Origin of the sequence: Rhizobium indicum, from assembly GCF_005862305.2 — a bacterium.
Classification (GTDB): Bacteria; Pseudomonadota; Alphaproteobacteria; order Rhizobiales; family Rhizobiaceae; genus Rhizobium; species Rhizobium indicum.
On record NZ_CP054022.1, the window covers coordinates 298502 to 324658 of the forward strand.

Annotated in this window: 25 protein-coding genes and 1 pseudogene; 18 read left to right on the top strand and 8 right to left on the bottom strand. The window is 60.3% G+C overall.

The window, feature by feature from the left end:
• Window positions 1-929 precede the first annotated feature (929 nt).
• The 16 genes and pseudogenes from FFM53_RS25805 to FFM53_RS25880 all read left to right on the top strand — a co-directional run.
• Entirely contained in the window at window positions 930-1940 is a 1011-nt protein-coding gene (locus FFM53_RS25805; RefSeq protein ID WP_138332965.1) for a GlxA family transcriptional regulator, read from the top strand.
• Between the two features lie 183 nt (window positions 1941-2123).
• The gene (locus tag FFM53_RS25810; RefSeq protein ID WP_246413286.1) at window positions 2124-3803 is read left to right on the top strand and encodes an ABC transporter substrate-binding protein; all 1680 of its coding nucleotides are present in this window, start codon (window positions 2124-2126) and stop codon (window positions 3801-3803) included.
• A 69-nt stretch (window positions 3804-3872) separates the two neighbouring features.
• Window positions 3873-4886: an ABC transporter permease gene (locus tag FFM53_RS25815; protein ID WP_138388926.1), complete on the top strand. Its 1014-nt coding sequence runs from the start codon at window positions 3873-3875 to the stop codon at window positions 4884-4886.
• Window positions 4887-4889: 3 nt separating this feature from the next.
• Window positions 4890-5765: an ABC transporter permease gene (locus FFM53_RS25820; protein WP_138388925.1), complete on the top strand. Its 876-nt coding sequence runs from the start codon at window positions 4890-4892 to the stop codon at window positions 5763-5765.
• The gene (locus tag FFM53_RS25825) at window positions 5762-7852 is read left to right on the top strand and encodes a dipeptide ABC transporter ATP-binding protein (protein WP_138388924.1); all 2091 of its coding nucleotides are present in this window, start codon (window positions 5762-5764) and stop codon (window positions 7850-7852) included. The genes FFM53_RS25820 and FFM53_RS25825 overlap by 4 nt, the downstream gene beginning before the upstream one ends.
• Window positions 7852-9114: an MFS transporter gene (locus FFM53_RS25830; RefSeq protein WP_138388923.1), complete on the top strand. Its 1263-nt coding sequence runs from the start codon at window positions 7852-7854 to the stop codon at window positions 9112-9114. The genes FFM53_RS25825 and FFM53_RS25830 overlap by 1 nt, the downstream gene beginning before the upstream one ends.
• Window positions 9111-10544 (top strand): dihydropyrimidinase, encoded by a 1434-nt coding sequence (gene hydA / locus FFM53_RS25835; protein ID WP_138388922.1) that lies wholly within the window; start codon window positions 9111-9113, stop codon window positions 10542-10544. The genes FFM53_RS25830 and hydA overlap by 4 nt, the downstream gene beginning before the upstream one ends.
• Window positions 10541-11302, top strand: coding sequence for an SDR family NAD(P)-dependent oxidoreductase (locus FFM53_RS25840; RefSeq protein WP_138388921.1), 762 nt, complete (start codon window positions 10541-10543; stop codon window positions 11300-11302). Before hydA ends, FFM53_RS25840 begins: the two co-directional genes overlap by 4 nt.
• Window positions 11303-11334: 32 nt before the next feature.
• Window positions 11335-12372, top strand: coding sequence for an NAD-dependent epimerase/dehydratase family protein (locus tag FFM53_RS25845; RefSeq protein WP_138388920.1), 1038 nt, complete (start codon window positions 11335-11337; stop codon window positions 12370-12372).
• On the top strand, window positions 12372-13298 hold the full coding sequence (locus FFM53_RS25850; protein ID WP_138388919.1) for an allantoinase PuuE: 927 nt from the start codon (window positions 12372-12374) through the stop codon (window positions 13296-13298). Before FFM53_RS25845 ends, FFM53_RS25850 begins: the two co-directional genes overlap by 1 nt.
• Window positions 13273-14982, top strand: coding sequence for a thiamine pyrophosphate-requiring protein (locus FFM53_RS25855; protein WP_246413288.1), 1710 nt, complete (start codon window positions 13273-13275; stop codon window positions 14980-14982). The genes FFM53_RS25850 and FFM53_RS25855 overlap by 26 nt, the downstream gene beginning before the upstream one ends.
• Window positions 14983-14998: 16 nt before the next feature.
• Entirely contained in the window at window positions 14999-16333 is a 1335-nt protein-coding gene (locus tag FFM53_RS25860; RefSeq protein WP_138388918.1) for a dihydroorotase, read from the top strand.
• A 10-nt stretch (window positions 16334-16343) separates the two neighbouring features.
• Complete coding sequence (locus tag FFM53_RS25865; protein WP_138388917.1) at window positions 16344-17117, top strand: SDR family NAD(P)-dependent oxidoreductase; 774 nt, start codon at window positions 16344-16346, stop codon at window positions 17115-17117.
• Window positions 17118-17163: 46 nt separating this feature from the next.
• A complete protein-coding gene (locus FFM53_RS25870; RefSeq protein WP_138388916.1) occupies window positions 17164-17949 on the top strand; it encodes an SDR family oxidoreductase in 786 nt (261 codons plus the stop codon).
• Between the two features lie 45 nt (window positions 17950-17994).
• Window positions 17995-18264 (top strand): hypothetical protein, encoded by a 270-nt coding sequence (locus tag FFM53_RS37060; RefSeq protein WP_173883656.1) that lies wholly within the window; start codon window positions 17995-17997, stop codon window positions 18262-18264.
• Between the two features lie 244 nt (window positions 18265-18508).
• A pseudogene (locus tag FFM53_RS25880) lies at window positions 18509-18625 on the top strand (helix-turn-helix domain-containing protein); the annotation flags it as partial.
• A gap of 41 nt (window positions 18626-18666) precedes the next feature.
• On the opposite strand, the gene FFM53_RS25885 reads toward FFM53_RS25880, so the two are convergent.
• From FFM53_RS25885 to FFM53_RS25905, 5 genes are read right to left on the bottom strand one after another with little or no spacing between them, the layout of a single operon-like run.
• Window positions 18667-19824: a glutathionylspermidine synthase family protein gene (locus FFM53_RS25885; RefSeq protein ID WP_138332940.1), complete on the bottom strand. Its 1158-nt coding sequence runs from the start codon at window positions 19822-19824 to the stop codon at window positions 18667-18669.
• A 1-nt stretch (window position 19825) separates the two neighbouring features.
• The gene (locus FFM53_RS25890) at window positions 19826-20425 is read right to left on the bottom strand and encodes a DUF1190 domain-containing protein (RefSeq protein WP_138332939.1); all 600 of its coding nucleotides are present in this window, start codon (window positions 20423-20425) and stop codon (window positions 19826-19828) included.
• A 12-nt stretch (window positions 20426-20437) separates the two neighbouring features.
• Window positions 20438-20839 carry a DUF350 domain-containing protein gene (locus tag FFM53_RS25895; RefSeq protein WP_138388915.1) on the bottom strand — a complete coding sequence of 134 codons (402 nt, stop codon included), beginning with the start codon at window positions 20837-20839 and terminating at the stop codon, window positions 20438-20440.
• Between the two features lie 35 nt (window positions 20840-20874).
• On the bottom strand, window positions 20875-21531 hold the full coding sequence (locus FFM53_RS25900) for a YjfK family protein (RefSeq protein ID WP_029871135.1): 657 nt from the start codon (window positions 21529-21531) through the stop codon (window positions 20875-20877).
• Window positions 21528-22583 (bottom strand): ion channel, encoded by a 1056-nt coding sequence (locus FFM53_RS25905; RefSeq protein ID WP_138388914.1) that lies wholly within the window; start codon window positions 22581-22583, stop codon window positions 21528-21530. The genes FFM53_RS25900 and FFM53_RS25905 overlap by 4 nt, the downstream gene beginning before the upstream one ends.
• Window positions 22584-22686: 103 nt before the next feature.
• Here FFM53_RS25905 and FFM53_RS25910 point away from each other — a divergent pair, with 103 nt between their 5' ends.
• Together FFM53_RS25910 and FFM53_RS25915 are read left to right on the top strand one after the other, a co-directional pair.
• Entirely contained in the window at window positions 22687-23133 is a 447-nt protein-coding gene (locus FFM53_RS25910) for a YjfI family protein (protein WP_029871137.1), read from the top strand.
• Window positions 23130-23864: a PspA/IM30 family protein gene (locus FFM53_RS25915; protein ID WP_138388913.1), complete on the top strand. Its 735-nt coding sequence runs from the start codon at window positions 23130-23132 to the stop codon at window positions 23862-23864. The genes FFM53_RS25910 and FFM53_RS25915 overlap by 4 nt, the downstream gene beginning before the upstream one ends.
• Window positions 23865-24113: 249 nt before the next feature.
• On the opposite strand, the gene FFM53_RS25920 is transcribed toward FFM53_RS25915, so the two are convergent.
• The 3 genes from FFM53_RS25920 to FFM53_RS25930 are packed head-to-tail and all read right to left on the bottom strand — an operon-like array spanning window position 24114 to window position 26144.
• Window positions 24114-24839 carry an amino acid ABC transporter ATP-binding protein gene (locus FFM53_RS25920; RefSeq protein WP_138388912.1) on the bottom strand — a complete coding sequence of 242 codons (726 nt, stop codon included), beginning with the start codon at window positions 24837-24839 and terminating at the stop codon, window positions 24114-24116.
• Window positions 24817-25476 carry an amino acid ABC transporter permease gene (locus FFM53_RS25925; protein WP_138388911.1) on the bottom strand — a complete coding sequence of 220 codons (660 nt, stop codon included), beginning with the start codon at window positions 25474-25476 and terminating at the stop codon, window positions 24817-24819. The genes FFM53_RS25920 and FFM53_RS25925 overlap by 23 nt, the downstream gene beginning before the upstream one ends.
• On the bottom strand, window positions 25473-26144 hold the full coding sequence (locus FFM53_RS25930; RefSeq protein WP_138388910.1) for an amino acid ABC transporter permease: 672 nt from the start codon (window positions 26142-26144) through the stop codon (window positions 25473-25475). Before FFM53_RS25930 ends, FFM53_RS25925 begins: the two co-directional genes overlap by 4 nt.
• Window positions 26145-26157 lie beyond the last annotated feature (13 nt).

Below are 26157 nucleotides of genomic sequence, written 5' to 3' on the forward strand. Positions count from 1 at the left end.
TTTGCTACGCCTCGCGCCAAGCCGAAGGCGCCTGCCGAAAATGCCGCTGCCAGGCGGGTCGCTGCGCGGATCACCGCCCGAACGAAAAGGTCGACGCATTGACAGACCAGCACGTGAGATTTCGAGGCTTGGAACCTGACGGCGCCTGGACATCAAAAAAGCCCCGCCAGATGGCGGGGCCGAGTTCGCATGCAGGGAAAGCGGATTGTGAAGAGGGGTCACGACATCTCGCGCTCTTCATATCCGCGAATAAACAGATCACGCAACACGAAGTTCCGGCGCCTGACGCGTTTTTCTAGTAAATAACACAATCGACGGGATAATAACAGCCGTTTTTTGCATCAAATGGCACATCGTTACTGTATTGTCTTCCACTAAACTGAGATGGCGGAGAGTTCATAGCGTAGTTGCTTCTGAGGCTTGGACCTCTCGGTGAGAAAGAAGTTGAGCTGCTTTCCGCGGAGGAAGCCACAACCCGATATTACTTTCACATCCGAAAGCGAAGTCGTCGCAGAGAGACCAAGAGAGGAAGGAGTAAACGTTTCGACGGTTCTCGCCGGCAAGTACCCCGACCGCGAAGCGCATCGCATCCTGACCCAGTTCCCATTCCAGCGAGACGTGGTGAGCCGTACAACCATCTCGAACTACATCGGTGACGTCACCGTCAGTCAGGCATCACCAGCATCGAAGCTTGCTGCTCGGTGGCCGGCACGGTAACTTGTTGCTATTGGCGAATGCGATTGAAACCAGCTTCACATCGCGAGCTCCCCCGACCGTAGCAGAGTGGCCGCGGGGTGTTCGACCAATGAAAATCGTTATTGAACGGGGCGAGGGCGCTGGTTGGAAGGTGCCCACTCCCTTTCCCAACGCTCGGTGGCTAGCGTCGGTCATCATGCGCGTCCGGTTCCAAGAAAGTATCGAGCTTTTTTATGCCTGACCACACCTACACTTTGAAGCAATTGGCGCAGGGCCACCGGCCAATCCGGATCGGCTTCTTTCTGGTCCCTGAATTCCCGCTGATGACCTTTGCCGCCGCACTCGACTCCCTCCGGCAGGGTAACCGCCTGGCAAAGCGAAAGGCCTTCGAGTGGCTGATCCTGTCGGCAGATGGCGGCCATGTGAAATCCAGTAGCGGATTGGGCTTCGACGCCGATGCTGCGATAGGTGGGGCACCGCGTTGCGATATCGTCATTCTTTGCGCCGGCATCAATTATGCCGACGCTTATGATGCCAATGTGTTTGCATGGTTAAGGCGCATCTATTCCGAGGGATGCGTGCTCGGAGCGGTCAGCACGGCCGTGTTCTTTCTGGCGAAGGCCCGATTGCTGGAAGGACGGCGTTGTGCGGTTCACTGGGAGTCGCTTGCAAGCTTTCGCAGCGAGTTCCCGAACTGTCTCGCCACGGACGACATTTTCGCCATCGACGGGCGCTTTCTGACCTCCTCGGGCGGCACGGTCACGCTCGACATGATGCTTTACCTAATTTCAGCCGTCGAAGGCCGGGAGCTGGCCGCACTGATTTCGGATCAGTTCAATCACGCGCGGATACGGCGCCAGGACGACGTCCAGCGGATGTCACCCGAAGACCGCTTCGGCATCAAGAATGCCAAGCTCGCATTTGTGGTCCGCCGCATGGAAGCAAGTCTTGCGGATCCCGTCGAGATTTCCGACCTTGCCGACAGCGTTGCGCTCTCGCTTCGGCAGCTTGAACGGCTGTTTCACGCCAATCTTGGCAAAAGCCCCACCAATTTCTACATCGAACTTCGCATGGTGCGCGCAAGAGAGCTCCTGACCTACACGGAGCTGGCAATTGGGGAAATTGCCCAAATCTGCGGCTATCAGTCCGCCTCCCATTTCGGTCGCTCTTACCGCATACGATTTAGCGAAAACCCTGCTGCCACCCGAAAGGTCGAAAGGCGGCGAGAGATACCGGTCACCTGAACAATGTCGATCCGCGCAGAAAAGATGTCGGGTCGCTGCATGTCACAAAGGTCCATCCCGTTTTAATTTTGATGAAGACGGATGGGTGAAGGACAAAAGTCCTCTGCGACCGAGGCCTTGGGCGAACGCCGCCGACCGGTCCAACCAACAAGAAGACGGAACAGTTAAAGCGCTAACTAGGAGATGACTACCGTGGACAAGACTCAGCATTCCTATATTCCGACACTGGTCGAACAGATGTCGAGCGGCTCAATCGGCCGTCGAGAATTCCTGCGTAAGGCGACATTGCTCGGTGTTTCTGCTGCAGCCGCCTATTCTCTGGCCGGCGTACCGGTGCCCGGCAATATTGCGCAGGCCGAGGACATGCCGAAAGGCGGAAACCTGCGGATCGGCATGCGCTGCATGGAGATCAAGGATCCGCATCTGGCCGACTTCGCCGAGAAGTCGAACGTCATCCGCCAGGTCTGCGAGTATCTTACCCTCACTGACCGCAATAACATCACCCATCCCTATCTCCTCGAGAAATGGGAAGTCAGCGACGACCTGAAGACGTGGACGCTCCATCTGCGCAAGGACGTCAAATGGCGCAAGGGCAGGTCGCTGACCGCAGATGATGTGGTTTGGAATCTGAAGCGCGTTTGCGATCCTGCAATTGGCTCGTCGATGCTTGGCCTTTTCACCGGCTATCTCGTGCAGCAATTCGAAACAGGCGAAAAGGACGAAAAGGGCAATCCAAAGAAGTCGAGCAAACTTTGGGCTGACAACGCCATCGAGAAGGTCGATGATCACACCGTCCGCCTCAACTGCTCCTCGCCGCAGATTGCAGTGCCCGAGCACCTTTATCACTACCCGATGTTCATCACCGATCCGGAAGAGAACGGCGCCTTCGGGGCGGATGCAAACGGCACCGGTCCCTTTATCCTGACCGAATACGTCGTCGGCAAGAGCGCCAAGTACAAGGCTCGCACGGATTATTGGGGCACGGGTCCCTATCTCGACACTTTCGAATATGTCGACCTCGGCGACAATCCGGGTGCCGGTATCGCCGCCATGGCCTCCAAGCAGATCGATGGCCTGTCCGAGGCCGATGCTGTTCAGATCAATGCGATGAAGAGTTTCCCGCATGTCGCAGTGTATCAGGTCGAGACGACCCAGACGGTGGTCGCCCGTATGCATCCCGATATCGAGCAGTTCAAAGACAAGCGTGTGCGCCAGGCGATGCGCTATGCGATTGACCGCGACAAGGTCATCCAGACCGCGCTTCTGGGTGCCGGCGTTCCTGCCGAAGATCATCACGTCGCGCCCTCGCATCCCGAATATGCTGCGCTGCCGAAATATCCGCGCGACATCGAGAAAGCGAAGAAGCTCCTGAGCGATGCCGGCTATCCGGACGGTTTCGAATTCGACATGGTCACGCGTCCCGATCCGATCTGGGAACTGAACACGGCGCAGGTCCTCGCCGAACAGTTCAAGGACATCGGCGTCAAGATCAACATCAAGTCCCTGCCCAGCGCCCAATATTGGGAAGTCTGGACGACGGCTCCCTTCAGCCTGACCGCGTGGGGCCACCGGCCGCTGGCAATCATGACACTGTCGCTTGCCTATCGTTCGAATGCCGCCTGGAACGAGTCCAATTATTCCAACGCCGATTTCGACAAGCTGCTGACCGAAGCCGAGGGCATCCTCGATCCGAAGGAACGCAGCAAGGTCATGGCGAAAATCGAGGCGATCATGCAGGATGATGGGCCGATCGTTCAGCCCTTCTGGCGGCTGTTCTCGACCGTCATGGACAAGAAGGTCAAGGGCTTCGAGCTCCATCCTTCGCAATACATCTTCGCGCATCAGTACGCGATCTCGGCGTAACCTCCCGGCTGGCGCCTGGCCGCGTTCGCGCGGTCGGGTGCTAGGCCCAGTCAGCGGATTCCTCCGGCTATGGCGACATTTCTCCTGAAACGCTTGGCGATGATGTTCGTGACGATGCTTTGCGCCTCGTTTCTCGTCTTCGCCGTCTGTGAGTTCACTCCCGGCAGCGTGGCGCGCAAGTCGCTCGGTCCTTTCGCCACCCAGCAGCAGGTCGACCTGCTGTCGGAGAAATTGAAGGCGAATGATCCGCTGCTGGTGCGTTACGGCCGCTGGCTCGGTGTGCTCGTCGGCGCAATCCCCGATCCGCTTCAGGATCCGACCACCGGGTTAAACTTCAAGGATCCGCGCGGCGCCCAGTATTTCGGTAACTTCGGCTACTCCACCCTGAACAAGCTGCCCGTCAACGATGTCATCTGGGATCGTCTCGGCAATACCTCCATCCTCGCCGGGCTGGCGTTCCTGCTGATCGTCCCGCTGTCGATCATTTTTGGCATCCTCTCGGGGTTGAAAGAAGGTGGGGTGCTGGACCGGACGCTATCGGTCATCTGTATCACCTTCACCTCTATTCCGGAGTTTGCGTCAGGCGTCTTCCTGGTGACGCTTTTCGTGATCCTCTGGCCGATCCTGCCAGGCACCAGCCCGCTCAACAGCGATGGCGGCTGGGCTGTACCGTATCAGTTCGTCCTGCCCGTCGCGGTGCTCGTCATCTATGACTTCGGCTATGTGGCCCGCATGATCCGCGTTTCGATGATCGGTGTCATGGAGCGGCCCTATATCCGCACCGCAATCCTGAAGGGCATGAGCACGCGCCGCATGGTTCTCGGGCACGCGTTGCGGAATGCGATGATCGCGCCGTTCACCGTGCTCCTGCTGCAAATCAACTTCCTGATCAGCGGCGTCGTCGTCACCGAGCTCGTCTTTGCCTATCCGGGCTTCGGGCGCCTGATCCTCGATGCAAGTCTGTTCGGCGATATCGCAACGCTCGAGGCCGCCACGCTGATCACCGTTGCCATCGCCGTCATCACGCAGTTGCTTGGCGACCTTGGCTACATGCTGCTCGATCCACGCATCCGGGTGAGGTAAATCATGGCTGTTCAAGACAACATCACCGGAGCAGTCGCCGCACCGCCAAAGCGTGCTACAAGGCCCAACTGGATGCGCATCTTTCATTCGCACACGGCCGTCGTCGGTCTTTGCCTGGTTCTCTTCTGGGTACTTGCGGCACTTCTGGCGCCGATCCTCCCGCTTCCATCGCCGACGGATTCCGATGTCATGGCGATGAGCAACCCCTATCCTTCCGCTGCCCATTGGTTGGGGACCGATATTCTCGGTCGTGATATGCTGTCACGGTTGATCTTCGGCGCCCGCACAGTGCTTTCCGTTGCGCCGCTGTCTGTGGCGGTTGCCATGATCGTCGGCATCACGATGGGGATGATTGCAGGCTATTATGGCGGCTGGGTCGATGTGCTGATCAGCCGCTTCTCGGACATCATCCTGGCCTTTCCGGTTCTCGTTATCTACGTCATCCTGATCGCCAATATCGGACCGTCGGTCCTGAATATCGTCATTGCAACGATGATTGCCTCGGCGCCCGGTATCGGCCGCATAACCCGCGGCCTGGTGCTCGGCCTCAAGCAACAGGAATATATTTCGGCGGCAAAGCTGCGTGCGGAAAGCACGCTCTACATCATGATCGTCGAGTTGCTGCCGAACTGCCGTAGCCTGCTGATCGTCGATGCCTGTCTGCGCATCGGCTACACGATCATCACCATCGGCATCCTCGGATTTCTCGGCCTCGGCCTGCCGCCACCGAACCCCGATTGGGGCGGCATGGTCAAGGAGAGCGTCACTGTCCTGAATGTCTGGCCGCACATGTCGCTGATCCCGTCCTTCGCGCTCGTCAGCCTGGTCCTCGGCTTCAACCTTCTCGCTGACGGTATGCGGGAGGCATGGAAACCATGAACATCATCGCGTCCAATCTTCAAGGAGCGGCCATGTCCATCACGCCATCGATTGATCGTGAACCCGTTCTCGACATTCAGAACCTGCGTATCGAGTTTCGCGGCAAGAGCGAAACGGTGGTTGCGATCCCCGATCTCTCATTCAAGGTCATGCCGGGTGAAAGCTACGGTCTCGTCGGTGAATCGGGCTGCGGCAAGAGCACCACGGCCATGGCGATCATGGGCTATCTCGGCGCGACCGGCGTTGTTGCCGGCGGCAGCATCCGCTTCAACGGCAAGCAGCTGGTCGATGCCTCCCCCAAGGAGTTGCGTTCCATCCGCGGGCGGCAGATTGCGATGGTTTACCAGGATCCGATGAGCGCGCTCAATCCTGTCAAGACGATCGGTGCGCAGCTTGCCGAAGTGCCTTTGCTTCACATGCGCGCCAGCAAGAAAGACGCCGTGGCCATGGCGGAGGCGATGCTTGCCGACGTTCGTTTGCCAGACCCACGAGACATGATGAAGCGGTATCCGCATCAGCTGTCCGGCGGCCAGCAGCAGCGCGTGATCATCGCCATGGCATTGCTTGCCAAACCGTCCCTGCTGCTGCTCGATGAACCGACAACCGGCCTTGATGTGACCGTCGAGGCTGCGGTGATCGATCTGATCGCCGAATTGCGCCAACGCTATTCGACCAGCCTGCTGTTCATCTCGCACAATCTCGGCCTGATCGCAGAGAGCTGCGATCGTCTCGGCATCATGTATTCCGGCGAGATGGTGGAAGAGGGAACGACATCAGAGGTATTCCGCCGGCCGAAGCATCCTTATACGCGCGGCCTTATCGATTGCATTCCCGATATTACCGGCGATAAGCGCAGCCGCACGCTTGCCGCTATCCCGGGCTCTATCCCGCTGCCGCAGGAAAGGCCGCAAGGCTGTCTTTTCGGGCCGCGTTGTTCGAGTTTCGTCCCCGGCCTCTGCGACCGTCCGGACCTTGCTCTAGAGCCGGCGGCGGAAGACCATCTGGTGCGCTGCGTCCGCTGGCCGGAAATTTCGGCAACGGAAGCAACCTTTGCTCCGGTCGAGGTGCAGAGCATCGCGAGATCGGCGGCGATAACGCTGTCCGATGTGAACCGTCTCTATCCCGTCGGCCGCCAGAAGACCGTCAAGGCAAACGAAGCGGTCAGTTTCGAAGCGGCAACAGCTGAGATCGTCGCGCTGGTTGGCGAGTCCGGCTGCGGAAAATCCACGCTTGCGCGCATCGTGACCGGTCTCGATAAGGCGACGTCAGGCGAAATCCGCATGGCGGGCGAAAACATTGCCGGGCTGCAGGCCAGTGAGCGACCACGCGCACTCCTGCAGCAGGTTCAGATGATCTTTCAAAATCCTGATAGTACGCTCAACCCTTCGCACTCGGCCGCCTTCTCCATTCGCCGTTCGATCAAGAAGTTCGGCATTCGCAAGGGAAAGGCCGAGATCGAGCAGCGTGTCCGCGAGCTCCTCGAGATGGTGCGGCTGTCTCCCGCCGTTGCCGATCGAAAGCCGAACCAGCTCTCCGGCGGCCAGAAGCAGCGTATCGCCATCGCGCGCGCCTTTGCGGCTGAACCTTCGCTCATTGTCGCCGACGAACCGGTCTCGGCGCTCGACGTCTCGGTGCAGGCCGCGATCGTGACGCTCCTCCTTGATATCCAACGGGAGAAGCATGCCACGATGTTGTTCATCAGCCACGACCTGGCGCTGGTTCGCCACGTGGCAGACAAGGTTGTGGTCATGTATCTCGGCAAGATCATGGAGCAGGGAACCGTCGAGGAAGTCTTCGGCGAGGGCGCGCATCCCTATACCGAAGCACTGCTTTCGGCGATCCGCAGCCCGCATCCGGATGAAACGCCGCGCGAGCGTATTCGCCTGTCCGGCGAAACACCGAGCCCGGTCAACGTACCCGCCGGCTGCCGTTTTTCAACGCGGTGCCACCGTAAGCTCGGCAGCATCTGCGACACAGCTCCGCCGCCGCTGCGCAAGATGTCCGAGACGCATGAGATTCTCTGCCACATCGATCAGGCAGATCTCGCGGCCCGGCCTTCCGTCCTTGCTCCCGCCGAAAAGGCATAATGATGCGCGATCCCGATAGGACGATTGGTGACTTCTGGCGGAGGGCCGCGGGGCTTCGCGCAATCCTGCATGTCATGGCGAGCATCTGCATCGTCGCGACTGGCAATTCTCTTTTGACGACGACGGTTTCTCTTCACCTTAGTGACCCCGCAATCGATCCCCATATCGTCCAGTTGTTGCTGACGGCGTTTCCCATAGGCTTCCTTGCCGGCTGCCTGTCAGCCCGTATCATGGTCGTCCGCTTCGGTCATGAGCGGGCTTTCCTGGCCGTGGCATTGCTCGCCGCTTTCGGCGCCTGCGGTTACATGCTGACGGAAGTCGCTCCGGTCTGGTTCTGCCTGCGTCTGATAAACGGCTTTTCCATCGCAACGCTGTTCGTCGTTTCCGAGAGCTGGATCAATCTTTACGCTGACCAGAAGAACCGCGGAGCCTATTTCTCGCTCTATATGCTGATGACGTCGCTGGCGACGCTATTTGCACAATTGCTTGTCGAAGCGGCCGGAGCGGACTCTCCCCATCTCTTTCAGATCGTGCTCGGCGTGATCCTGCTTGGACTGATCTACGCCCGCTTTGTTGGTGGACCTTGGCCTGTCTTGCGGCTGCCGCTGGCGGTGACGGTCGATGCGGGTAACGCCCACTCCGGGCATCGGTATGGCATTTGGCGGCTCGCTGCTCTAGCGCCGGTCACCGTCGTTTGCGTCTTCCAGTCCGGCATGACGAATATGAACGTCTATACGATGACGCCCATCTATGCGGAGCGGGTGAACCTCGATGCTGCCGTTGCGGTGACGCTAGTGACGGCTTTTAGCCTCGGCGGCATGCTTGCCCAGGCGCCGGTCGGATGGCTTTCGGACCGTATGGACCGGCGCGTGCTGCTCCTTCTGCAGGGACTGGCGGCAGCTGGTTTGTGTGCGGCAATCGCGTGGCCGGGAGTAAGGCCGCAGGCGCTGCTCTACGGCCTTTTCTTTGCCTATGGCGCAGTCGCGCTGACGATCTACCCTGTAGGCATCGCCTACGCCAATTCGCGGCTCGACAGCCGGCATATGGTTTCCGCGTCGGGCAGCCTTCTGCTTTTGTATTCCATCGGCAACATCATGACGCCTGGGCTTGCCGCACAGATGATGGAGCAGTTTACGCCGCAGGCGCTCTTCCTTCTTCTTGGCAGTGGAGCATTTTTGGTCGCTGTTGCTGCGTGCTTCAATCTGCTGCGCCGTCCGATCGGCGCCGCCAAGCCTTGCCTCGTTTCGGGAGGAAGCGAATGACGTCCGCCAAGCCTTATGACCTGGTGATCCGTGGTGGCCGGGTGGTTCTGCCGGATGCAACCATGCAGATCGATATCGGCGTTCGCGACGGCGTGATTGCGGCGTTGGAACCGGATTTGCCCGAAGGAAAAAATGAAGTCGCGGCAGAGGGGCGACTGGTTTTGCCCGGCGGGGTCGATAGCCATTGCCATATGGATCAGCAGCCGTGGGAGGGCAAAGCGACGGCCGACGATTTCAACACCGGCACGTTGTCGGCGATGTGCGGCGGGACGACCACCGTCGTGCCTTTCGCCATGCAGATGCGTGGCCAGTCGCTGCGCGATATCGTCGAGGACTATCATGAGCGCGCCCGTCCGAAGGCGCGGATCGACTATGGTTTTCATCTGATCGTCGGCGATCCCTCAGCCGAAGTATTACGCAACGAAATTCCTCAGCTGATCGCCGAAGGCTGTACCTCGATCAAGATCTACCTCACCTATGACGGTTTGAAGCTCGATGACTATGAGGTGCTGAATGTGCTCGACCTTGCCCGCGCGCAGGGCGCAATGGTCATGGTTCACGCCGAAAACGACGCCTGCATTCGCTGGTTGACCGAAAAGTTCATCGCCGCCCGCAAGACCGAACTGCGCTATCATGAGAAGGCGCATTCGGCGATCGGCGATCGGGAAGCAACCTTCCGGGCGATCAGCCTTTCGGAACTGATCGAAACCCCGATCCTCGTCAGCCATGTTGCAGCTGGCGGCGCCGTCGAGGAGATCCGCCGCGCCAAGGCGCGCGGGCTTCCGATCTACGCCGAAACCTGCCCGCAATATCTTTTCCTTTCGGCCGAAGACATCGACACCCATGATCTCTCCGGCTCCAAATGCGTCTGCACGCCGCCGCCGCGCGATAAGTCCAACCAGCCGGCAATCTGGGCCGGTATCCTGGACGGAACGCTGGAGGTTTTTTCTTCGGATCATTCGCCCTGGCATTATGCGGATAAGATCGCGGGCGGGCCGGGGACGCCGTTCCACCGTATTCCCAATGGGATTCCCGGCATCGAGACGCGGCTCGCTTTGCTGTTTTCCGCTGGTGTGAACGGTGGGCTGATCTCGCTGCAGAAATTCGCGGATCTGACCGCCGGCGCCCCGGCGCGGCTTTTCGGTCTGCATCTCCGCAAGGGACGGATTGCGCTTGGCGCAGATGCAGATATCGCGATTTGGGATCCGGATCGCAGCGTCACGATCACCAATTCGCTGCTGCATCATGCGACGGACTACACGCCCTATGAAGGGCAGGTCGTGAAGGGCTGGCCCATCATGACGATCTCACGGGGCGACATCGTCTGGGACGATGGAAAGATCATGGCCGAGCCGGGACGGGGCCAGTTCATCGCCCGTCAGCGGCCGTTCCCGCCGCAGCAAGGTCTTTCGAAGGTGCTTGCATCATGACGGCGGCGATGTCACGCCTTGATGGCAAGGTGATCTTTCTGACCGGTGCTGCGAGCGGTATCGGCGCGGCGATCGCGCGTCGCTGCATCGATGAAAACGCCTCGGTGATCTGTGCGGATCAATCGCTCGATGGCGTCACCGCGCTCGCTCAGTCCCTTGGCCCCCAGGCTTTCGGCATCCAGTGCGACGTGACGGACGATGCGTCAGTCAGGCGTGTTGTGGATAGCAGTGTGAAACGGTTCGGACATCTGGACGGGCTCGTGCACAACGCTGCAGCACCGTCCATGGACGGCACGGTCACCGATCTTGCCGAAAAACAGTGGCGCCTGGAGATCGATGTCATCCTGACCGGCGCCTTTCTGGCCAGCAAGCACGCACTTCCGGCAATGATTGCGGCCGGCGGCGGATCGGTCGTCTTCATCGCATCGCAGTTCGCCCATGTGGCGACCGGCAAGGCCGTCGCCTATTGCGCCGCCAAAGCGGGCCTCGTGCATCTCGCCAAGGCGATGGCGGTCGACCACGCGGCCGATGGCATCCGCGTCAACAGCCTTTCGCCGGGTGCTGTCGCCACTCCGCGGCTGCTGCAACGGTGGCCGGATCTCGAAGCGGCCAATGCCGGGCTCGGGCCTGCGCATTTGCTCGGACGCATCGGGCAGCCGGAGGAAATAGCCGCCGCCACCGCATTTTTGTTGTCGTCGGATGCATCGTTCGTCACCGGAACCGATCTCCTGGCCGACGGCGGTTACGCGACGCGCTGATACCTGGTTGAAAATCTTTGGATGGATTTGAAATGACCCTTCTCGTCACCGGTGGAACCGGCTTCGTCATGAGCGTCCTTGCACGGGAATGGCTCGAACGCGATGCCGATGCACGCGTCGTCATTCTCGATCGCGCTGGCCTGGATGCGATGGCGGAGCGCTATTTTGCGCCGGTCCGCGATCGGCTGACCGTGGTTACGGCCGACATCTGCAGACCCGCCCAGTGGGAAGCGACACTCGACAGCCACGATATCCGCTACGTGGTGCACGGCGCGACCGTCACCCCCATCTCGCGCGGCAGTGCCGCAGAGGCAAAGCGCCAGCCCGAAGCCGAAGATCCCGCCAGAATCGTCGATGTCAATTTCATGGGCACCGTGCACATTCTCGAATGGCTGAGAAAGCGTCCCGGCATTGAACGCTTCGTCTTTGTCAGTTCGGGCTCCGTCTACCGTCACCATGGGCCGGACTGGACGGGCGAACCGCTTCCCGAAGATGGCTATGTTGCGCCGCTGACGCTTTACGGGATCTCCAAATTTGCTGCCGAGATGGTGGTCAACCGTTACGCCGATCTCTTCGGTCTGTCGGCAGCCTCCGTCCGGCTTGCTTCGGTTTACGGGCCGATGGATCGGGTAACCGACAGCCGCAATTTCCGGCATGTGCCAAACCGCGTCGCCCATATGGCGCTTGCCGGCCAGACCATCCGGCCGAACAGCCTGGAGCCGGTCGGCGACTATCTCACTTCAACTGACGTGGCTGATGCGATCATCGCGCTGCTCTTAGCAGAGCGCCTGCGTTACCGGCACTACAACATCGGCAGCGGTGAGACGTCGACAATCGGCGACATCATCGGCTGGGCGAGGGAGCGTGCGCCTGGCCTGCAGGTTGAAGTGAGCCCGGCGGAAACCGCCAACATCATCCAGGACGTCTCCCTGAAGGACGGCATGTGGGGTGCCTACGACATCGCCCGCATCGCGCGGGATACGGGCTGGCAGCCACGCGGCGCCAAGCAGTCGTTCCACGACTACATGGACTGGATCGTCGAACACGAAAATCAGAGCGAGGGAAAGTGATGGGCGCTGCTGCAAAAGACCAATTGCGCGATTTTATCGGCTACGGCCCGAAGCCGCCGGTCATGAAATGGCCCGGTGGCGTCAAGCTGGCGATCAACCTTGTGCTGAACTACGAGGAGGGCGCCGAATATTCCTGGCTCGACGATGGGCGAAACGACAATTGGGGCGAATACAATATTCCCAATAGCCCGCCGCTGCGTGATCTCGGTACCGAGACGCATTTCGAGTACGGCAGCCGCGCCGGCGTCTGGCGCCTAGCGCGCCTGTTTGACCGCTACGATATTCCAGTGACGGTCTCTGCCTGCGCGGTTGCGCTGGAGAAGAACCCGGCGGTCATCGAATGGATGAATTCTCGTGGCCATGACCTGCTCGGCCATGGCCTGCGCTGGAGCGAATATTCCGGCATGCCTCGCGATGAGGAGGAGCGGCAGCTGCATGACGCCATCGCTCTTTACAAGAAGTTGACCGGCAAACGGCCGCTGGGCTGGAATTGCCGTTCCTTTCCAAGCGTCAACACTCGGGATCTGATCGTCAGGGAAGGCGGCTTCCTCTATTATTCCGACCCTTGCAACGACGATCTTCCCTATTTCCTCGATCACCAGGGCACGCGGCTTCTCGTGGTGCCCTATTCGAAGACGCTGAACGACAGCCGCTATCTCATTGCGCCGGGCTACAGCAACCCGCGCGACTTTGTCGAAGATTGCCGCTCGGCGATCGACTACATGATCGGCGAAGCCGACGAGACAGGCGGACGGATGCTGACGATCGGCGTGCATGCCCGCTGGATGGGCCAGCCTAATCGGGCGTCGGGGCTGCGTGATGTCATTGAGCACGTCAAGAAAACGCCAGGTGCCGCATTCATGCGTCGTGAGGATATTGCGCGCCACTGGATGGACAACCATGAGGGCTTCTCCCGCCATGGCTGACGGCAACCAGGCCAAGCCGGCCGAAAGGCTGAGCGCTCAGACGCAGGCGATGAACGGCGCGCAATATGTCGCCGGCGTATTGAAGGAAGAGGGCGTCAAGCAGATCATCGGCTTCCCGGCCAGCGAACTGTTCGATGCGTCTGCCGAACTCGACATTCGCCCTATCATCGCCCGCACGCAACGCGTCGCCGTCAACATTGCGGAAGGCTATGCCCGCGCGACTGCCGGCAGGGAACTTGCCGTGGTCACGGTCCAATACGGTCCCGGAGCCGAAAGCGCCTTTGCCGGCATTGCCCAGGCCTTCAACGACGGCGTGCCGATGCTGTTCCTGCCGACCGGCTATCCGCGGGGCTCGGAGGCAGTGGCTCCGAATTTCGAATCCCGCCGCAACTTCACCCACATCACCAAATGGTGCGAGGCCGCGACGCGTGTCGCCGATCTGCCGAAACTGATGCATGCGGCGATATCGCGTGTTCGAAACGGACGGCCGGCGCCGGTGTTGCTGGAACTGCCAGTCGATCTTCTGGCCGAAAAGGTCGATGCCCTGCCGGCAGATCACCGACGCCCACGCCGCAGCAAGCCCCAGGCTGATGATGGCGAGGTGGCCCGTCTGGTCGAAACACTTCTGGAGGCGAAAAACCCGATCATCTGGGCAGGGCAGGGGGTGCTGTCGGCATCAGCCTCGCAGGAACTGGTCGAGCTTGCCGAACTCTTGAACATTCCGGTCATGACGACGCCGAATGGCAAGAGCGGTTTTCCCGAAGACCATCCCCTCGCTCTGGGCACGGCCGGCCGGGCGCGACCTGCCACGGTCGACCATTTCCTCGCAAAGTCCGATGTGGTGTTCGCCCTCGGCAGCAGCCTGACGCGTTCCTATTACATCTTGCCAGTCCCGGACGACAAAATCATCCTGCAAGTGACGCTCGATGAGGCCGATCTTGGCAAGGACTATGCGATCGCTCAAGGGGTGATCGGAGATGCAGCCTCTGTCCTCAAGCAGATGATTGACCTTATCCGCCGTGATTATCTGCCGCTCGGCGAACGCCCCCGACCAGCTGCAGAAATCGCCGCCATTCGCGAGGCCTTCATGGAAAAGTGGATGCCGCTGCTGACATCCGACAGCACGCCGATCTCGCCCTACCGCGTCGTCTGGGAGATCATGCAGACAATCGATCCCAGAAATTCGATCGTCACGCATGATGCCGGCAACCCGCGCGATCAGTTTTGCCCATTCTACGTTGCAAGCAGTCCCGGCAGCTATATCGGTTGGGGCAAGACCACCCAGCTTGGCAGCGGCCTCGGCTTTGCGATCGGGGCAAAGCTCGCCCGCCCTGAAGCAACCGTCGTCAATCTGATGGGCGAGTCCGCCTTCGGGATGGTCGGACTCGACTTCGAAACCGCCGTGCGCTGCAACCTGCCGGTCCTGACAGTCGTCCTGCGCAACAACGTGCTCGGCGGCTATGCCAAAAGCATGCCGATTGCCACCGCGAAATATGACGCGAACCGGGTGACGGGCAATTACGCGCCGATCGCCGAAGCCCTTGGCGGCTATGGCGAATGCGTGACGGAACCGAAAAGCCTGCGGCCCGCATTGCTGCGCGCCCTGAACAGGATCGCTGCCGGTCAGGCCGCGCTCATCGAGGTTGTCACGCACGAAGAACCGCGGCTCGCAGGCCTGTGGTAGAGAAGCGGGGGCGGACGTGTTCGATACGATGATCCTTGGCGGCACGGTCGTCAATGCAGATGGTCAGGGTCTAGCGGATGTCGGCATCCGCGACGGGCGGGTAGCTGCTCTCCTTGCGCCGGGCGAGACCGTGATGGCACGAAGTTTCATCGATGCCGGCGGCAAGCAGCTGTTGCCTGGGCTCGTCGATGCACATGCGCATCTGCGAGAACCCGGACTGACGCAGAAGGAAGATTTTGAAAGCGGCACGCATGCTGCAGCGCTCGGTGGCGTGACGACCATCCTCGACATGCCGACGGACGATCCCTGGACAGCAACCGCGCGGCAACTGTCGGAGAAGATGGCGAGCGCGACGGGGCGCCTCCATGTCGACGTCGGGTTTCAAGCCGTGGTTTCGAAGAGCTGCGACAGCCTGGATGACCTGCTCGCTCTGTCGCCTGTTTCTCTTGAACTATTCACGGCTGACGTACCCGCCGAATATCTCTTCGACAGCCTGGATGCCGTCACGGAAATCCTGCGCCGGCTGGCAGGGGCCGGCCCGGTGATAGGCGTTTCCCCCGGCGACCAATCTATTCTGGAGGGCAGCGCCGGACGTGATCGCGGCGGCGACATTTCGGCGTTTCTGGCAAGTAGGCCGCCGATCGCCGAAGCCGGAGGTATCGCGCGCGCAGTGCTGGCGGCGGCCGAGACCGGCGCGCGGGTGCATGTGCGCCAAGTCAATTCGAAGCTCGGGGTCGAGGCCTGGTGCCGCCTTCAAAGCATGGCCGATGTCACCGTCGAAACGACACCCCAGAACCTGTTCTTCACATCTGGCGACTACGAGACGGCCGGCGCCAAGCTCAAGGGATCGCCCCCATTTCGGCGTTACGACGATGTCCAGGCCTTGCGTCATGCGGTCTTTGAAGGGCTGATCACAATCATGGCGACGGATCACGCGCCGCACAGCGCGGTTGAAAAGTCCGCGGCCTATGGATCCTTTGCCGACATTCCCGGTGGGATGCCGGGCCTCCAGACGTTGCTCTCGGTGATGTTGGACCTTGTGGCGGAGAAGCTTGTTGCCCTTCCGGACCTTGTGCGCATGTGCGCGTACAACCCCGCCAACCGCTTTGGGCTCGGGCGCTCGAAAGGATCGATCGCCGTTGGTTGCGATGCCGACATCCTGGTCGTCGACTTGAACCATTCGACTGTCATCACCGATGCCGAGCAGGCTACACGCGCCGCCTACACCCCGTTTCATGGCAGGCGCATGGCCGGCAGGTTGACCGATGTCTTCCTGCGAGGCGAGCGCATCGTCAAAGACGGCGTGCTCATTGCTCCCCGTCGCGGCCAAGTCGTCCGCAGCGCTACTTGAAGGAACGTCTATGCCTCTGCTTGATAGGAAAATTGCGATCGTCACCGGCGCGAGCTCAGGTCTCGGCCGTGCAATCGCGCTGCGCTACGCCGACGAAGGCGCGACAGTGGTGATTGCCGATGTCTCCGAGGCGCCGATCGAGGGAGGCGATAGCACGCTTGACCGCATTATCGCGGAGGGCGGAAAGGGCATGTTCATCAAGACCGACATCTCCAGTTGGGCAGATGTCGATGCGCTGGTTTCGCAAACGGTGAACGAGTTCGGGCGGCTCGACATCATGGTCAACAATGCCGCGATCTACACCTCGACCAATCTCCTCAATACGTCACCGCAACAGTGGGATCGAGTGATCTCGGTCAACGTCACCGGCTTTTTCTACTGCTGCAAGCGAGCGGCCGCGCAGTTCCTGAAGCAGGAGCCGGTGGGCGAGGCACGCGGCCGGATCATCAATATCTCGTCGCAGCACGGTATGGTGGCCTGCCCGGGTGACTTTCCCTATGGCGTCAGCAAGGGAGCGATCGTGCAGATGACTCGGCAGATCGCCGTCGACCACGCGGCCGATATGATCCTGTGCAATGCGATTGCACCGGGAAAGATCATCACCGGAAAGCCGGGCGTCGCCAACGATCCGGACGCGCTTGATTATTCGCGCCGACGCACGCCGTGGCCAAGACTTGGCGAACCGCGCGACGTCGCGGGTGCGGCACTGTTCCTCGCCAGCGACATGGCGAGCTACATTACCGGCATCAACATGATGGTCGACGGCGGCTGGATGGCCGGCTGACCTGACTCCCATCGAACAATCAACAACAACGCAAAGGAAACAGACCATGGATCTGGGATTGAAAGGCAAGACCGCCCTCGTACTGGGGGCTGGCGGGGGACTTGGCGGGGCGATTGCAAAAACGCTCGCCACCGAAGGAGCAAAGGTCGCGGTTGCCGACATCAACAGGGAAGCTGCCGACAGAACGGTTGTCGACATCCGCGCAGCCGGCGGCTCGGCGATGGCACTTGAATGGGACCTCGCCAATCTCGACATGATCGAGCCCAATCTCGCCGCCATCGAGAAGCAGCTCGGTTCGGTGGACGTGCTTGTCAACATCACCGGCGGCCCGCCGCCGACACTGGTTTCCGGTCAGAGCACCGAGAGCTGGCGCAAGTATTTCGATAGCATGGTGCTGTCGGTCATCGCCATCAGCGATGCCGTTCTTCAGAAGATGCGCGAAAAGAAATGGGGCCGTATCATCACCTCGACATCGTCCGGTGTCGTGGCTCCGATTTCTAATCTCGGACTTTCGAATTCGCTGCGCATGTCACTTCTCGGCTGGTCGAAGACGCTGGCAGGCGAAGTCGGCCGCGACGGCGTGACCGTCAACGTCGTTCTTCCAGGGCGCGTCGCGACGCAACGCATCACCTTCCTCGACGAACAAAAAGCCAAGCGTGAGGGCAGGGCTGTCGAAGAGGTCTCGGCGGCCAGCACGGCTTCGATTCCCATCGGCCGATACGGGGATCCGCAGGAATACGCTGATGTCGTCGCCTTTTTGGCGAGCAGCCGTGCCTCCTATATGACTGGCTCGGTGATTCGCGTCGATGGTGGTCTGATTGCGAGCGTGTGAGAAGATTATACCCTGCGATTGTCGTAGTTGGCGTGGGTGATCGGCATGTGCACCTTCACTACTCGTGCAAAGGCACGCGGAGATGATCTCGGCGGTGCGCAGGGTGACGCCGCCGATGGCAAGGGCAGGATGTGTCCCGCGGATGTGAACAGCCCATACCATTCCTCGCGGGTCAGCGAGACATCCGGGCCGACTGCAGCTTCGACGACCCGCTCGAGCCTCGTTGTGCCGAGGACGACCTCGATCTTTGCCAGATGGCGGGTGATCCAGGCAACGACGACGGTCGTTGCCGATGCTGGTTTGACCTGCTGGTAAATCTATTCCGAATGCATTTTGGCCGCCGATCCAGTGGCCGAGATTGTGATTCACTGTGGTCATTGACTTGCGGAGCGGATCATCCGCTCCAAGCGATCCGGGCTTGGCTGACGAGGTTTTGGCTGGTCAGTGATAGAAGTTCCATAAGCTATCTTATGTGATGTAAATATGTAGGGGGGTGGGTTCAAGGATGAAGTGCGACTTGCAATAGATAACAACGGTTTATCCCTGCAAGGAACGAGATATGAAGCGCACCTACTCCCAGATCGATATGGACGAACGCCGCAAGATTGCTCGCTGGCGTACGGCTGGGATCAGCGTTGAGGTGATCGCCGAGAAATTCGGGCGGCATCGCTCGACGCGTACACGAAGATAGCTACGCCTGAAGCGATATATCTTCTCTTATCCGACTATGACGTGCGGCACGAAACGCGATAGGTTGGCGGTTATGCGCGAGCGATCCTCGCGGACGGCAAGACCGCAGGCGCGATCACCGACGATCCAGCTGCCGAGCACGGCGAAGCCGCCATCGCTTTCGAAAAGCGGGGCATAGGCCTGGACGATAAAGCCTTCGTCGCCATAATCGCCGGGGGCAGAAATCAATTCCCGGCCATCTCGGAATATCGTGACGTTCTCGCCTTCTCGCGACAGCAGTGGCTTGCGCACATAGTCGCTCAAACTCGAGGCCGCCGGGTCGTCTGCGAAATAGCTAGCCAGCAGGTTGGGATGATTGGGGTGGCGCTGCCAGAGCAGAGGCAAAAGCCCTTTGTTGGAGAGCACGGCCTTCCAGGCGGGCTCGACGAAAACATCGCCCGAGCGCACGAGATCGCGGGCGAAGGGCTCGCGCAGCATGAATTCCCATGGGTACAGCTTGAAGCAGCGGTCGATTACCCGATCCTGGAGGTCGGTGTAACGGCCCTGCGCATCGATGCCGATCTCGCGGATGTCCAGAAGCTCGACGCGATGGCCGGCCTGCACTGCGCAGTCCATCAGATAGACCGTCGTGCCGCGATCCTCCTCATTGTCGGTCATCGCCGCGAAGTGGAAGATCGGCTCTTTGGAAAATTGCTCGAACGCCTCGACGAGGCTTTCCTGCAAGGAATTATACTGGTCCGCGTCCTTGGGCAGGCTACCCAAAGCCACCTGGTCGGTCAGCCAGTTGAACTGGAAATAGGCTGTCTCGAACACCGAAGTGGGAGTATCGGCGTTATATTCGAGCAACTTGACCGGGCCAGTGCCGTCGTAAGCGAGATCGAACCGGCCGTAGAGGTGGCGGTCGCGGCGCTGCCAGGAGCGCTGCACCACATCGCGCAGATCCTCCGGAATGGCCAGCCTGTCGAGCGCCTCTTCGCTTCCGACGATATCGCCGACCAAATCCATGCACATGTCGTGCAGTTCCTGGCTTGGCCCTTCGATCTGCATCTCGATCTCATCGAGCGTGAATGTATAGGCGGCATCATCGAGCCAATAGGGCTCGCCATACATTTCGTGAAATCCGAAGCCAACGGCGCGCGCCTTGTCAAGCCAATCAGGACGCGCCGGAAGGGTGATGCGCTTCATGTCAGCCGCCGAAACTGAACGACGAACGACCCCCGAAGCCCTGACGGGCGACGGTGCGGGTGTTGACGTTGACCGGCTTGACAGTCTGGCGTGAGGGCGCGATCGAGGTGTCGTTGCCGCCGCCCGAGCGAACAGTCGTTGTCACCGTTTGTCCCGAGCGATTGCGATAAATCGGCGTCGAGCCGTAATAGGAGCCACTCTCCTCCTGGCGCCGGCGATAATTGTAATAGTCGCCGATGTTGTTCAGTGCCGAAGACAGCATGTAGCCTGTCAGGAACGGCACGAAGAAGCTGCCGCCTCCGCCGGTATTGTTGGGGACGGCACTGGCCGACTGTTCCGTGCACTGGCCCGAGCCGTATTCGGCCTCGCAGGCGGCCATGCCGTTGAAACGCGGCGCGGCGGCAAGATGGGCCCGCATGGCATCCTGATAGCCGGCCTGGCAGACCTGCCGGTCCATGCCGGAAGTCACGCATTGGTCGACGGAGGTGAACATTGTCTCGGAAGGAGTCTGATCGCCGCAACCGGACAGCGCCAGGGTCGAGGCAGCGATAGTGCCGAGGGCCAGGAAAGGTCGTTTGTGCCCGCTCTTACGTCTGCGCATCATTCCCTCCCCTCAATAGGTCATGCAGGCGGCGTTGAGAATACCGATGACGAGCGCGATGCCGCCGCCCCATATGCCCGCGGCGATATCGCCGGCAGTGATCTTTTCATGCAGATCCGTCATGGTGAAATTCGCAACATAGTAAGCCAGGATCTGCGCCAGAATGCCGACCACCGCCCATATGATGTAGTCGACGATGCTGACCGAATTGGCTGCGGCCGAAGCCAGAGGCAGGCTGAAACCAACAAGCGCGCCCAAGAATGCCGTGACGGCGGCAAGATTGCCTGCGCGAATGAGTTGGACTTCCTTCTGCGGCGTCAGGAATGTGTAGATCACCGCGAAAACGCCGTAAGCGGCAAGACCAACGGCGAAATAGCCGAGGAAGGCAGGCAGACCCGCCACGTAATCGAGCATTGAAAAAGTCCTCCGTTGAAAATTGACAGGGTCTATCAGACGCGGCGAACATCGGCCGGAGCGAGTCCGTAGCCGATCAGAAATTCCACCGAGCTGCCTGCCTGGCTCTGTCCGAGATCGAGGTCGCGCTCGACATTGATCAAAAGCATTTCGCGCGTCGAGCCAAGCGGGCGATAATACAGCATGCAGGTCTGGTGAATGGAGCGCTGCGCCTCACCGTCGTCGACCTTCTCGACAAACTCCGCCAATGGGGTGCGCTCCGGGCCTTCGCCCCAGAAGCGGCTATAGAGGATGCCATCGGCATCGTAGCTTGGCTGACCGATCAGGCCGTCCGGCCCGGTCCAGCGGTTCCATTCGCCCTGCCCGGCAGGCACGACGCTGTCCCAGGGCTGATAAAAGCTGATGTCGTCGACATCACCCGGCTGGCCCGACGTCGACATCACCTGAATCATCCGATGGTCTTCATCGTAGTAGCGCGACAGAACCGTCGCGGCATCGAGCGAAACCTCACCGTAGGCGGCAATGATGAACGGGCCGCTCCGTGGGAGCGGCATGGCCGGCTGGCCGGCCAAAGCCTCGGCTTCGAGGGAGAGGAAATCGATGTCCAACGCCCCGCCGATGGCGGCGCTCAACGGGCCAAGTTCTTTGGGTAAGGGCCTTTCGTTCTTGTCTCTGCCGAACCAGCCGATCATGATACGTCTCCCATTCGAGCCCAAGCGATGGCAGCGGGATCTAGCCGCATTCCGCTGATGTAGTAAAGGGTCTCGCCGCCCCGCATCAGCGTCTCGTCCTGGCAGTTGAGGTCGGTCATGCCCTGGCTCAGCATGCCCACCAGCGTCACATTATGCTGACGCTTGAGCCTTAAAAACACGTCCCCATAGAGTAGCGGCGTTTGCAAAGGCGGTACCGGCAGCGAAAACGCCGTGTCGGTGGAAGCGGCCGACAGCAGCCGTGCGGCGATTTCCGAAGAGCCCGGATCACGAGCGGAACGCGACAGCAGCTCCTCGGCGAGCGATCCCACCGCCTCGACGCGCGGCCGGCGTTGTTTGACCATCTGTGCCGTGCGGTCGTCGGCGAAATAGGCCACGATATGGGCATTGGGCGCATGGTCTTCAGCAATCAGCACGGCGGCCAGCGTCTCGTCGTCATTTGCACCGCGCGCGATGATCGCGCGCGCCTGTGCCACTCCGGCCCGCACCAGAGCATCGGCATCGGCAAGCCGCTCGGTTCTGATATAGTCGGCGTAATTGCTGGCGGGATTTTCCGGCAGGTCCTTGGCAACCAGAACACTCATCGGCTCGTTGGCCTGCCGTTCGGCATGCAGCAGCCGGAGCGTCTGGTATGTCTGCCCCTCTTGCCAGCCGAGGACGATGATATGGCCGGCGCGTTCGCTGTAATCACCCAATCCGCGCATGCGGTTTCTCCAGATCGTACCGATATTTGTCAACAACTTACCAAGAACAGCGGTGAAGATGGCAATGCCGCCGGGAAGAACGAACAGGACGGCAATGATTCGGCCGAGCCCCGATTTTGGAGAAAGATCGCCATAGCCGACAGTCGTTGCCGTCACCATATAGTAGTAAAGAAAGTCGACCGGATTGCCGACGAGATCGCCTTCGCCGGCCAGCATGAAGAGCAGGTAAGAAGCGACCAGGTGGATCACGAGGATAACAAAAAGCGCTGACCAGGCCAATTCGCTGAGCGAGAGATATACACGCCGCATCAATGAAGCGATAAATGGCAAGCGATTCGCCCCCGTTCCCAACGCGTACCCTAGCGAAATTTATTTAGCGCACCAGATCTTTAAGTTGCAAACCGATTACCCAAATATTTTGACGTTCCAACCGATGGAGGACTTTTTGGAGACCTGGAACCTCACCACTTTAACGCGCCTGTTCGCCGCCGATCCCGACGCACTGGGCGATGTGGATGTAGCCGTACCCGAACAGGGCGACGTCATATGCGTGACTCTTAAGGAAAAAGGCGATCTCGACGTCTTCGTCGCGGTAAGCGGGGAGCGCGACATCCTTGTCAGCGCTGTTCTGGTGCCTTGCAAGGACGTGTCCAATCGAGAAGCCTTCGAACGTATGGTGCTGAAGACCCATAAGTTCGTGCCGCTCTCCAGCTTCGGCATCACCACGATCGACGGTGAGGAATGGTATGAATTGTTCGGCTCGCTGTCAGCACGCTCGCCGGCCGAGACGGTGGTCGAGGAAGTCGCGATTCTGGCTGCCAATGCCGTCGATGCGGCACATATGATTGAAGAATGGAAAAGCGGGGAGATTGCAGCGTGAGCACCTGGGGAAAGATTTTCACCGCCATTCGCGGCGGCATCAACGAGGCAGCGGAAGCGGCCGCCGACAGCCAGTCCATGCGCATTCTTGACCAGGAAATCCGCGACGCTGAGCAGTCGCTGCGCAGTGCGCGATCCGATCTGGCCGGCATCATGGCGTCCAACAAGAGCGTCATGCGCCGACTTGAAGAAAACCGCGCAAAGGAGACCAAGGATACCGACAGCGCTCGTGCAGCGATCTCCGCGGGCCGCACGGATCTGGCTCAGGGTCTCGCTCAGCGCATTGCCCGTACCCGTGCCGAAGTGCAGCGCGACCAGGAAGAGCTTGACCGGCTGCTGCCCCGCCAGCAGCAGATGCTGCGCACGATCCAGGAGACCGAAGCGCGCATTGCTCAGATGAAGCGTGAGGTGGAGAATGTCAAAGCCAACGAGTCGCTGCTGCGCGCTCAGTCGGCGATCGCCCATAGCCAGTCGGGCATCAATACCCGTCTCGGTAGCGCCGTCGAAAGTCTCGAACGTATCAAGAAGCGCCAGGAAGTCACTGCCGGCCGCATCGAAGCCGGTGCTGAACTGGCGGCGCTGGAAAACGGCAGCGACCTCGATCGTCAACTGCGCGAGGCCGGCATTGGCAGTTCGAGCCATTCGGCCGACGACATTCTTGCACAATTGATGGCACCGAAACATTCGGTCGAGCCCATCTTGCTGCCCGCGCCGACTGGCAACAAGGACTGACAATCCCCGGGAAGGGCAGCCCTGCCTGCCCTTCCCGGCACGCCTGCGGATTGGAGCGCCTGCGCGCTTGTTGACGAGCAGCTGGAAGAGAGGTTCATCGTCGCTATCTGCGGCTGGATGCCTTTGTCAAACGGATTCCCGTACCATTTGGCGAGTCCCTGCATGATCCAGGCGCATCCCGGTCTGCAACCGAACGCCTCAATGTCACGACGATGCCGGCCGGTATAAGCGAGAGCATGTCGTCGTTTCTTAACTGACGCCGAGGAACTGCTTCAGTTCTGCAGTCTGCGGATTGGCAAAGACTTCCTCCGGCCGGCCTGCTTCGTGGACTCGGCCCTGGTGCATGAAGACGACGCGGTTGCAGACGTCGCGGGCGAACTTCATCTCGTGGGTTACCATCAGGAGCGTCATTCCCTCGGCGGCAAGTTCGCGCACGACGGCCAGAACTTCGGCGACCAGTTCCGGATCGAGCGCGGAGGTAATCTCGTCGCAGAGAAGTGCGGTCGGCTGCATGGCGAGCGCGCGGGCGATGGCGACGCGCTGCTGCTGGCCGCCCGAGAGCTCGTCGGGATAGGCGTCGAACCTGTGGCCCAGCCCCACCCGCTCCAGCATCTTGCGGGCGGTGGCCTCGGCTTCGGCCTTCGGGGTCTTCTTGACCACGGTCTGCGACAGCATGACGTTGCCGCCGACGCTCAGGTGCGGGAAGAGGTTGAACTGCTGGAAGATCATGCCGACCTTGAGGCGCAGTGCCTTCAGATGCACTTCGTCATCGAGTAGCTGCGCGCCGGCCACGGAGATGGAGCCGTCGGTGATGGTTTCCAGGCCGTTGATGCAGCGAAGCAGGGTCGATTTGCCCGAACCGCTCTTGCCGATAATGGCGATGACCTCGCCGGCCTCCACATCGAGATTGATGCCTTTCAGCACTTCGGTGGTGCCAAAGCTCTTGCGGACTTCAGTGATTTCGATGAGCGACATTGAGCTTCCTTTCCAGGATCTGGCTGCTTTTTGACAAAGGCCAGCAAAGGGCGAAGTAGATGAGAGCGACGAGCCCGTAGACGGTGAAGGGCTGGAAGGTGGCATTGGTGACCACCGTGCCGGCTTTCGACAATTCGACGAAACCGATGATCGAGGTCAGCGCCGTTCCCTTGACGATTTGCACGGAGAAACCGACCGTCGGCGGTATGGCGACCCTCAGCGCCTGCGGCAGGATGACATAACGCATCTGCTGCAGCCGACCCATGCCGAGGCTGGCCGAGGCTTCCCATTGACCCCGCGCGACCGCCTCGACGCAGCCTCGCCAGATTTCGGCGAGAAAGGCGGCACTCCACAGGGTGAGGGCCAATCCCGCAGCAAGCCAGGCCGGCACGTCTATCCCGAAGAGGCCGAGGCCGAAAAATGCGATGAAGAGCTGCATCAGCAGCGGCGTGCCCTGGAAGAGCTCGATATAATATTTCGCGACTGTCCTGAATGCCTTGCGCTTGCTGATACGCAGGAAGAGCAACCCCAGCCCGACCACGCCGCCGCCGATGAATGAGACCAGCGAAAGAAGGATCGTCCAGCGCGTGGCGAGCAGGAGGTTGCGCAGAATGTCCCAGAATGTGAACTCGATCATTTCGCCGCCCTCCTCGGGAAAATGAACCCGCCGACCACCGCCAGCACCTGCCGGAGCAGGATCGCCAGGGTGAGATAGATGGCTGTCGAGACGATGTAGGCCTCGAAGGCGCGGAAGGTTCGCGATTGTATGAAGTTCGCGGCAAAGGTCAGATCCTCGGCGGCGATCTGCGACGCGACCGATGAGCCGAGCATGACGATCACCACTTGCGACGACAGCGCCGGCCAGATGCGCTGCAGTGACGGCACGAGAACGACATGCCGGAAGGTTTCGAAGCGCGTCATGGCAAGGCTCTCGCCTGCCTCGAACTGGCCCTTCGGGGTTGCCTGGATGCCGGCGCGGATAATTTCGCAGCTATAGGCGCCGAGATTGACGACCATCGCAAGGTTGGCGGCCGTCAGTTCGGAAAGCTTGAAACCGAGCGACGGCAGACCGAAGAAAATGAAAAAGAGCTGAATCAGGAACGGCGTGTTGCGGATCAATTCGACATAGGTCGCAATGATTGGCTTCAGCCAGGCCGGGCCGAGTGCGCGCACCCAGGCGCAGAAGATGCCGAGCGAAATGCCGAGCACTCCGCCGATCGCGATAAGCTCCAGGGTGATCAGTATGCCCTTGATGATCTCGGGATAATATTCAACCAGCCAGCCAAATTCGAAGTGATAGCTCAAGGAATTGTCCCCT

Coding starts and splice junctions, on each gene's coding strand:
- FFM53_RS25805 (WP_138332965.1), top strand. CDS start 930: ATGCCTGACCACACCTACACTTTGAAGCAATTGGCGCAGGGCCACCGG.
- FFM53_RS25810 (WP_246413286.1), top strand. CDS start 2,124: ATGACTACCGTGGACAAGACTCAGCATTCCTATATTCCGACACTGGTC.
- FFM53_RS25815 (WP_138388926.1), top strand. CDS start 3,873: ATGGCGACATTTCTCCTGAAACGCTTGGCGATGATGTTCGTGACGATG.
- FFM53_RS25820 (WP_138388925.1), top strand. CDS start 4,890: ATGGCTGTTCAAGACAACATCACCGGAGCAGTCGCCGCACCGCCAAAG.
- FFM53_RS25825 (WP_138388924.1), top strand. CDS start 5,762: ATGAACATCATCGCGTCCAATCTTCAAGGAGCGGCCATGTCCATCACG.
- FFM53_RS25830 (WP_138388923.1), top strand. CDS start 7,852: ATGATGCGCGATCCCGATAGGACGATTGGTGACTTCTGGCGGAGGGCC.
- hydA (WP_138388922.1), top strand. CDS start 9,111: ATGACGTCCGCCAAGCCTTATGACCTGGTGATCCGTGGTGGCCGGGTG.
- FFM53_RS25840 (WP_138388921.1), top strand. CDS start 10,541: ATGACGGCGGCGATGTCACGCCTTGATGGCAAGGTGATCTTTCTGACC.
- FFM53_RS25845 (WP_138388920.1), top strand. CDS start 11,335: ATGACCCTTCTCGTCACCGGTGGAACCGGCTTCGTCATGAGCGTCCTT.
- FFM53_RS25850 (WP_138388919.1), top strand. CDS start 12,372: ATGGGCGCTGCTGCAAAAGACCAATTGCGCGATTTTATCGGCTACGGC.
- FFM53_RS25855 (WP_246413288.1), top strand. CDS start 13,273: ATGAGGGCTTCTCCCGCCATGGCTGACGGCAACCAGGCCAAGCCGGCC.
- FFM53_RS25865 (WP_138388917.1), top strand. CDS start 16,344: ATGCCTCTGCTTGATAGGAAAATTGCGATCGTCACCGGCGCGAGCTCA.
- FFM53_RS25870 (WP_138388916.1), top strand. CDS start 17,164: ATGGATCTGGGATTGAAAGGCAAGACCGCCCTCGTACTGGGGGCTGGC.
- FFM53_RS37060 (WP_173883656.1), top strand. CDS start 17,995: ATGTGCACCTTCACTACTCGTGCAAAGGCACGCGGAGATGATCTCGGC.
- FFM53_RS25885 (WP_138332940.1), bottom strand. CDS start 19,824: ATGAAGCGCATCACCCTTCCGGCGCGTCCTGATTGGCTTGACAAGGCG.
- FFM53_RS25890 (WP_138332939.1), bottom strand. CDS start 20,425: ATGCGCAGACGTAAGAGCGGGCACAAACGACCTTTCCTGGCCCTCGGC.
- FFM53_RS25895 (WP_138388915.1), bottom strand. CDS start 20,839: ATGCTCGATTACGTGGCGGGTCTGCCTGCCTTCCTCGGCTATTTCGCC.
- FFM53_RS25900 (WP_029871135.1), bottom strand. CDS start 21,531: ATGATCGGCTGGTTCGGCAGAGACAAGAACGAAAGGCCCTTACCCAAA.
- FFM53_RS25910 (WP_029871137.1), top strand. CDS start 22,687: ATGGAGGACTTTTTGGAGACCTGGAACCTCACCACTTTAACGCGCCTG.
- FFM53_RS25920 (WP_138388912.1), bottom strand. CDS start 24,839: ATGTCGCTCATCGAAATCACTGAAGTCCGCAAGAGCTTTGGCACCACC.
- FFM53_RS25925 (WP_138388911.1), bottom strand. CDS start 25,476: ATGATCGAGTTCACATTCTGGGACATTCTGCGCAACCTCCTGCTCGCC.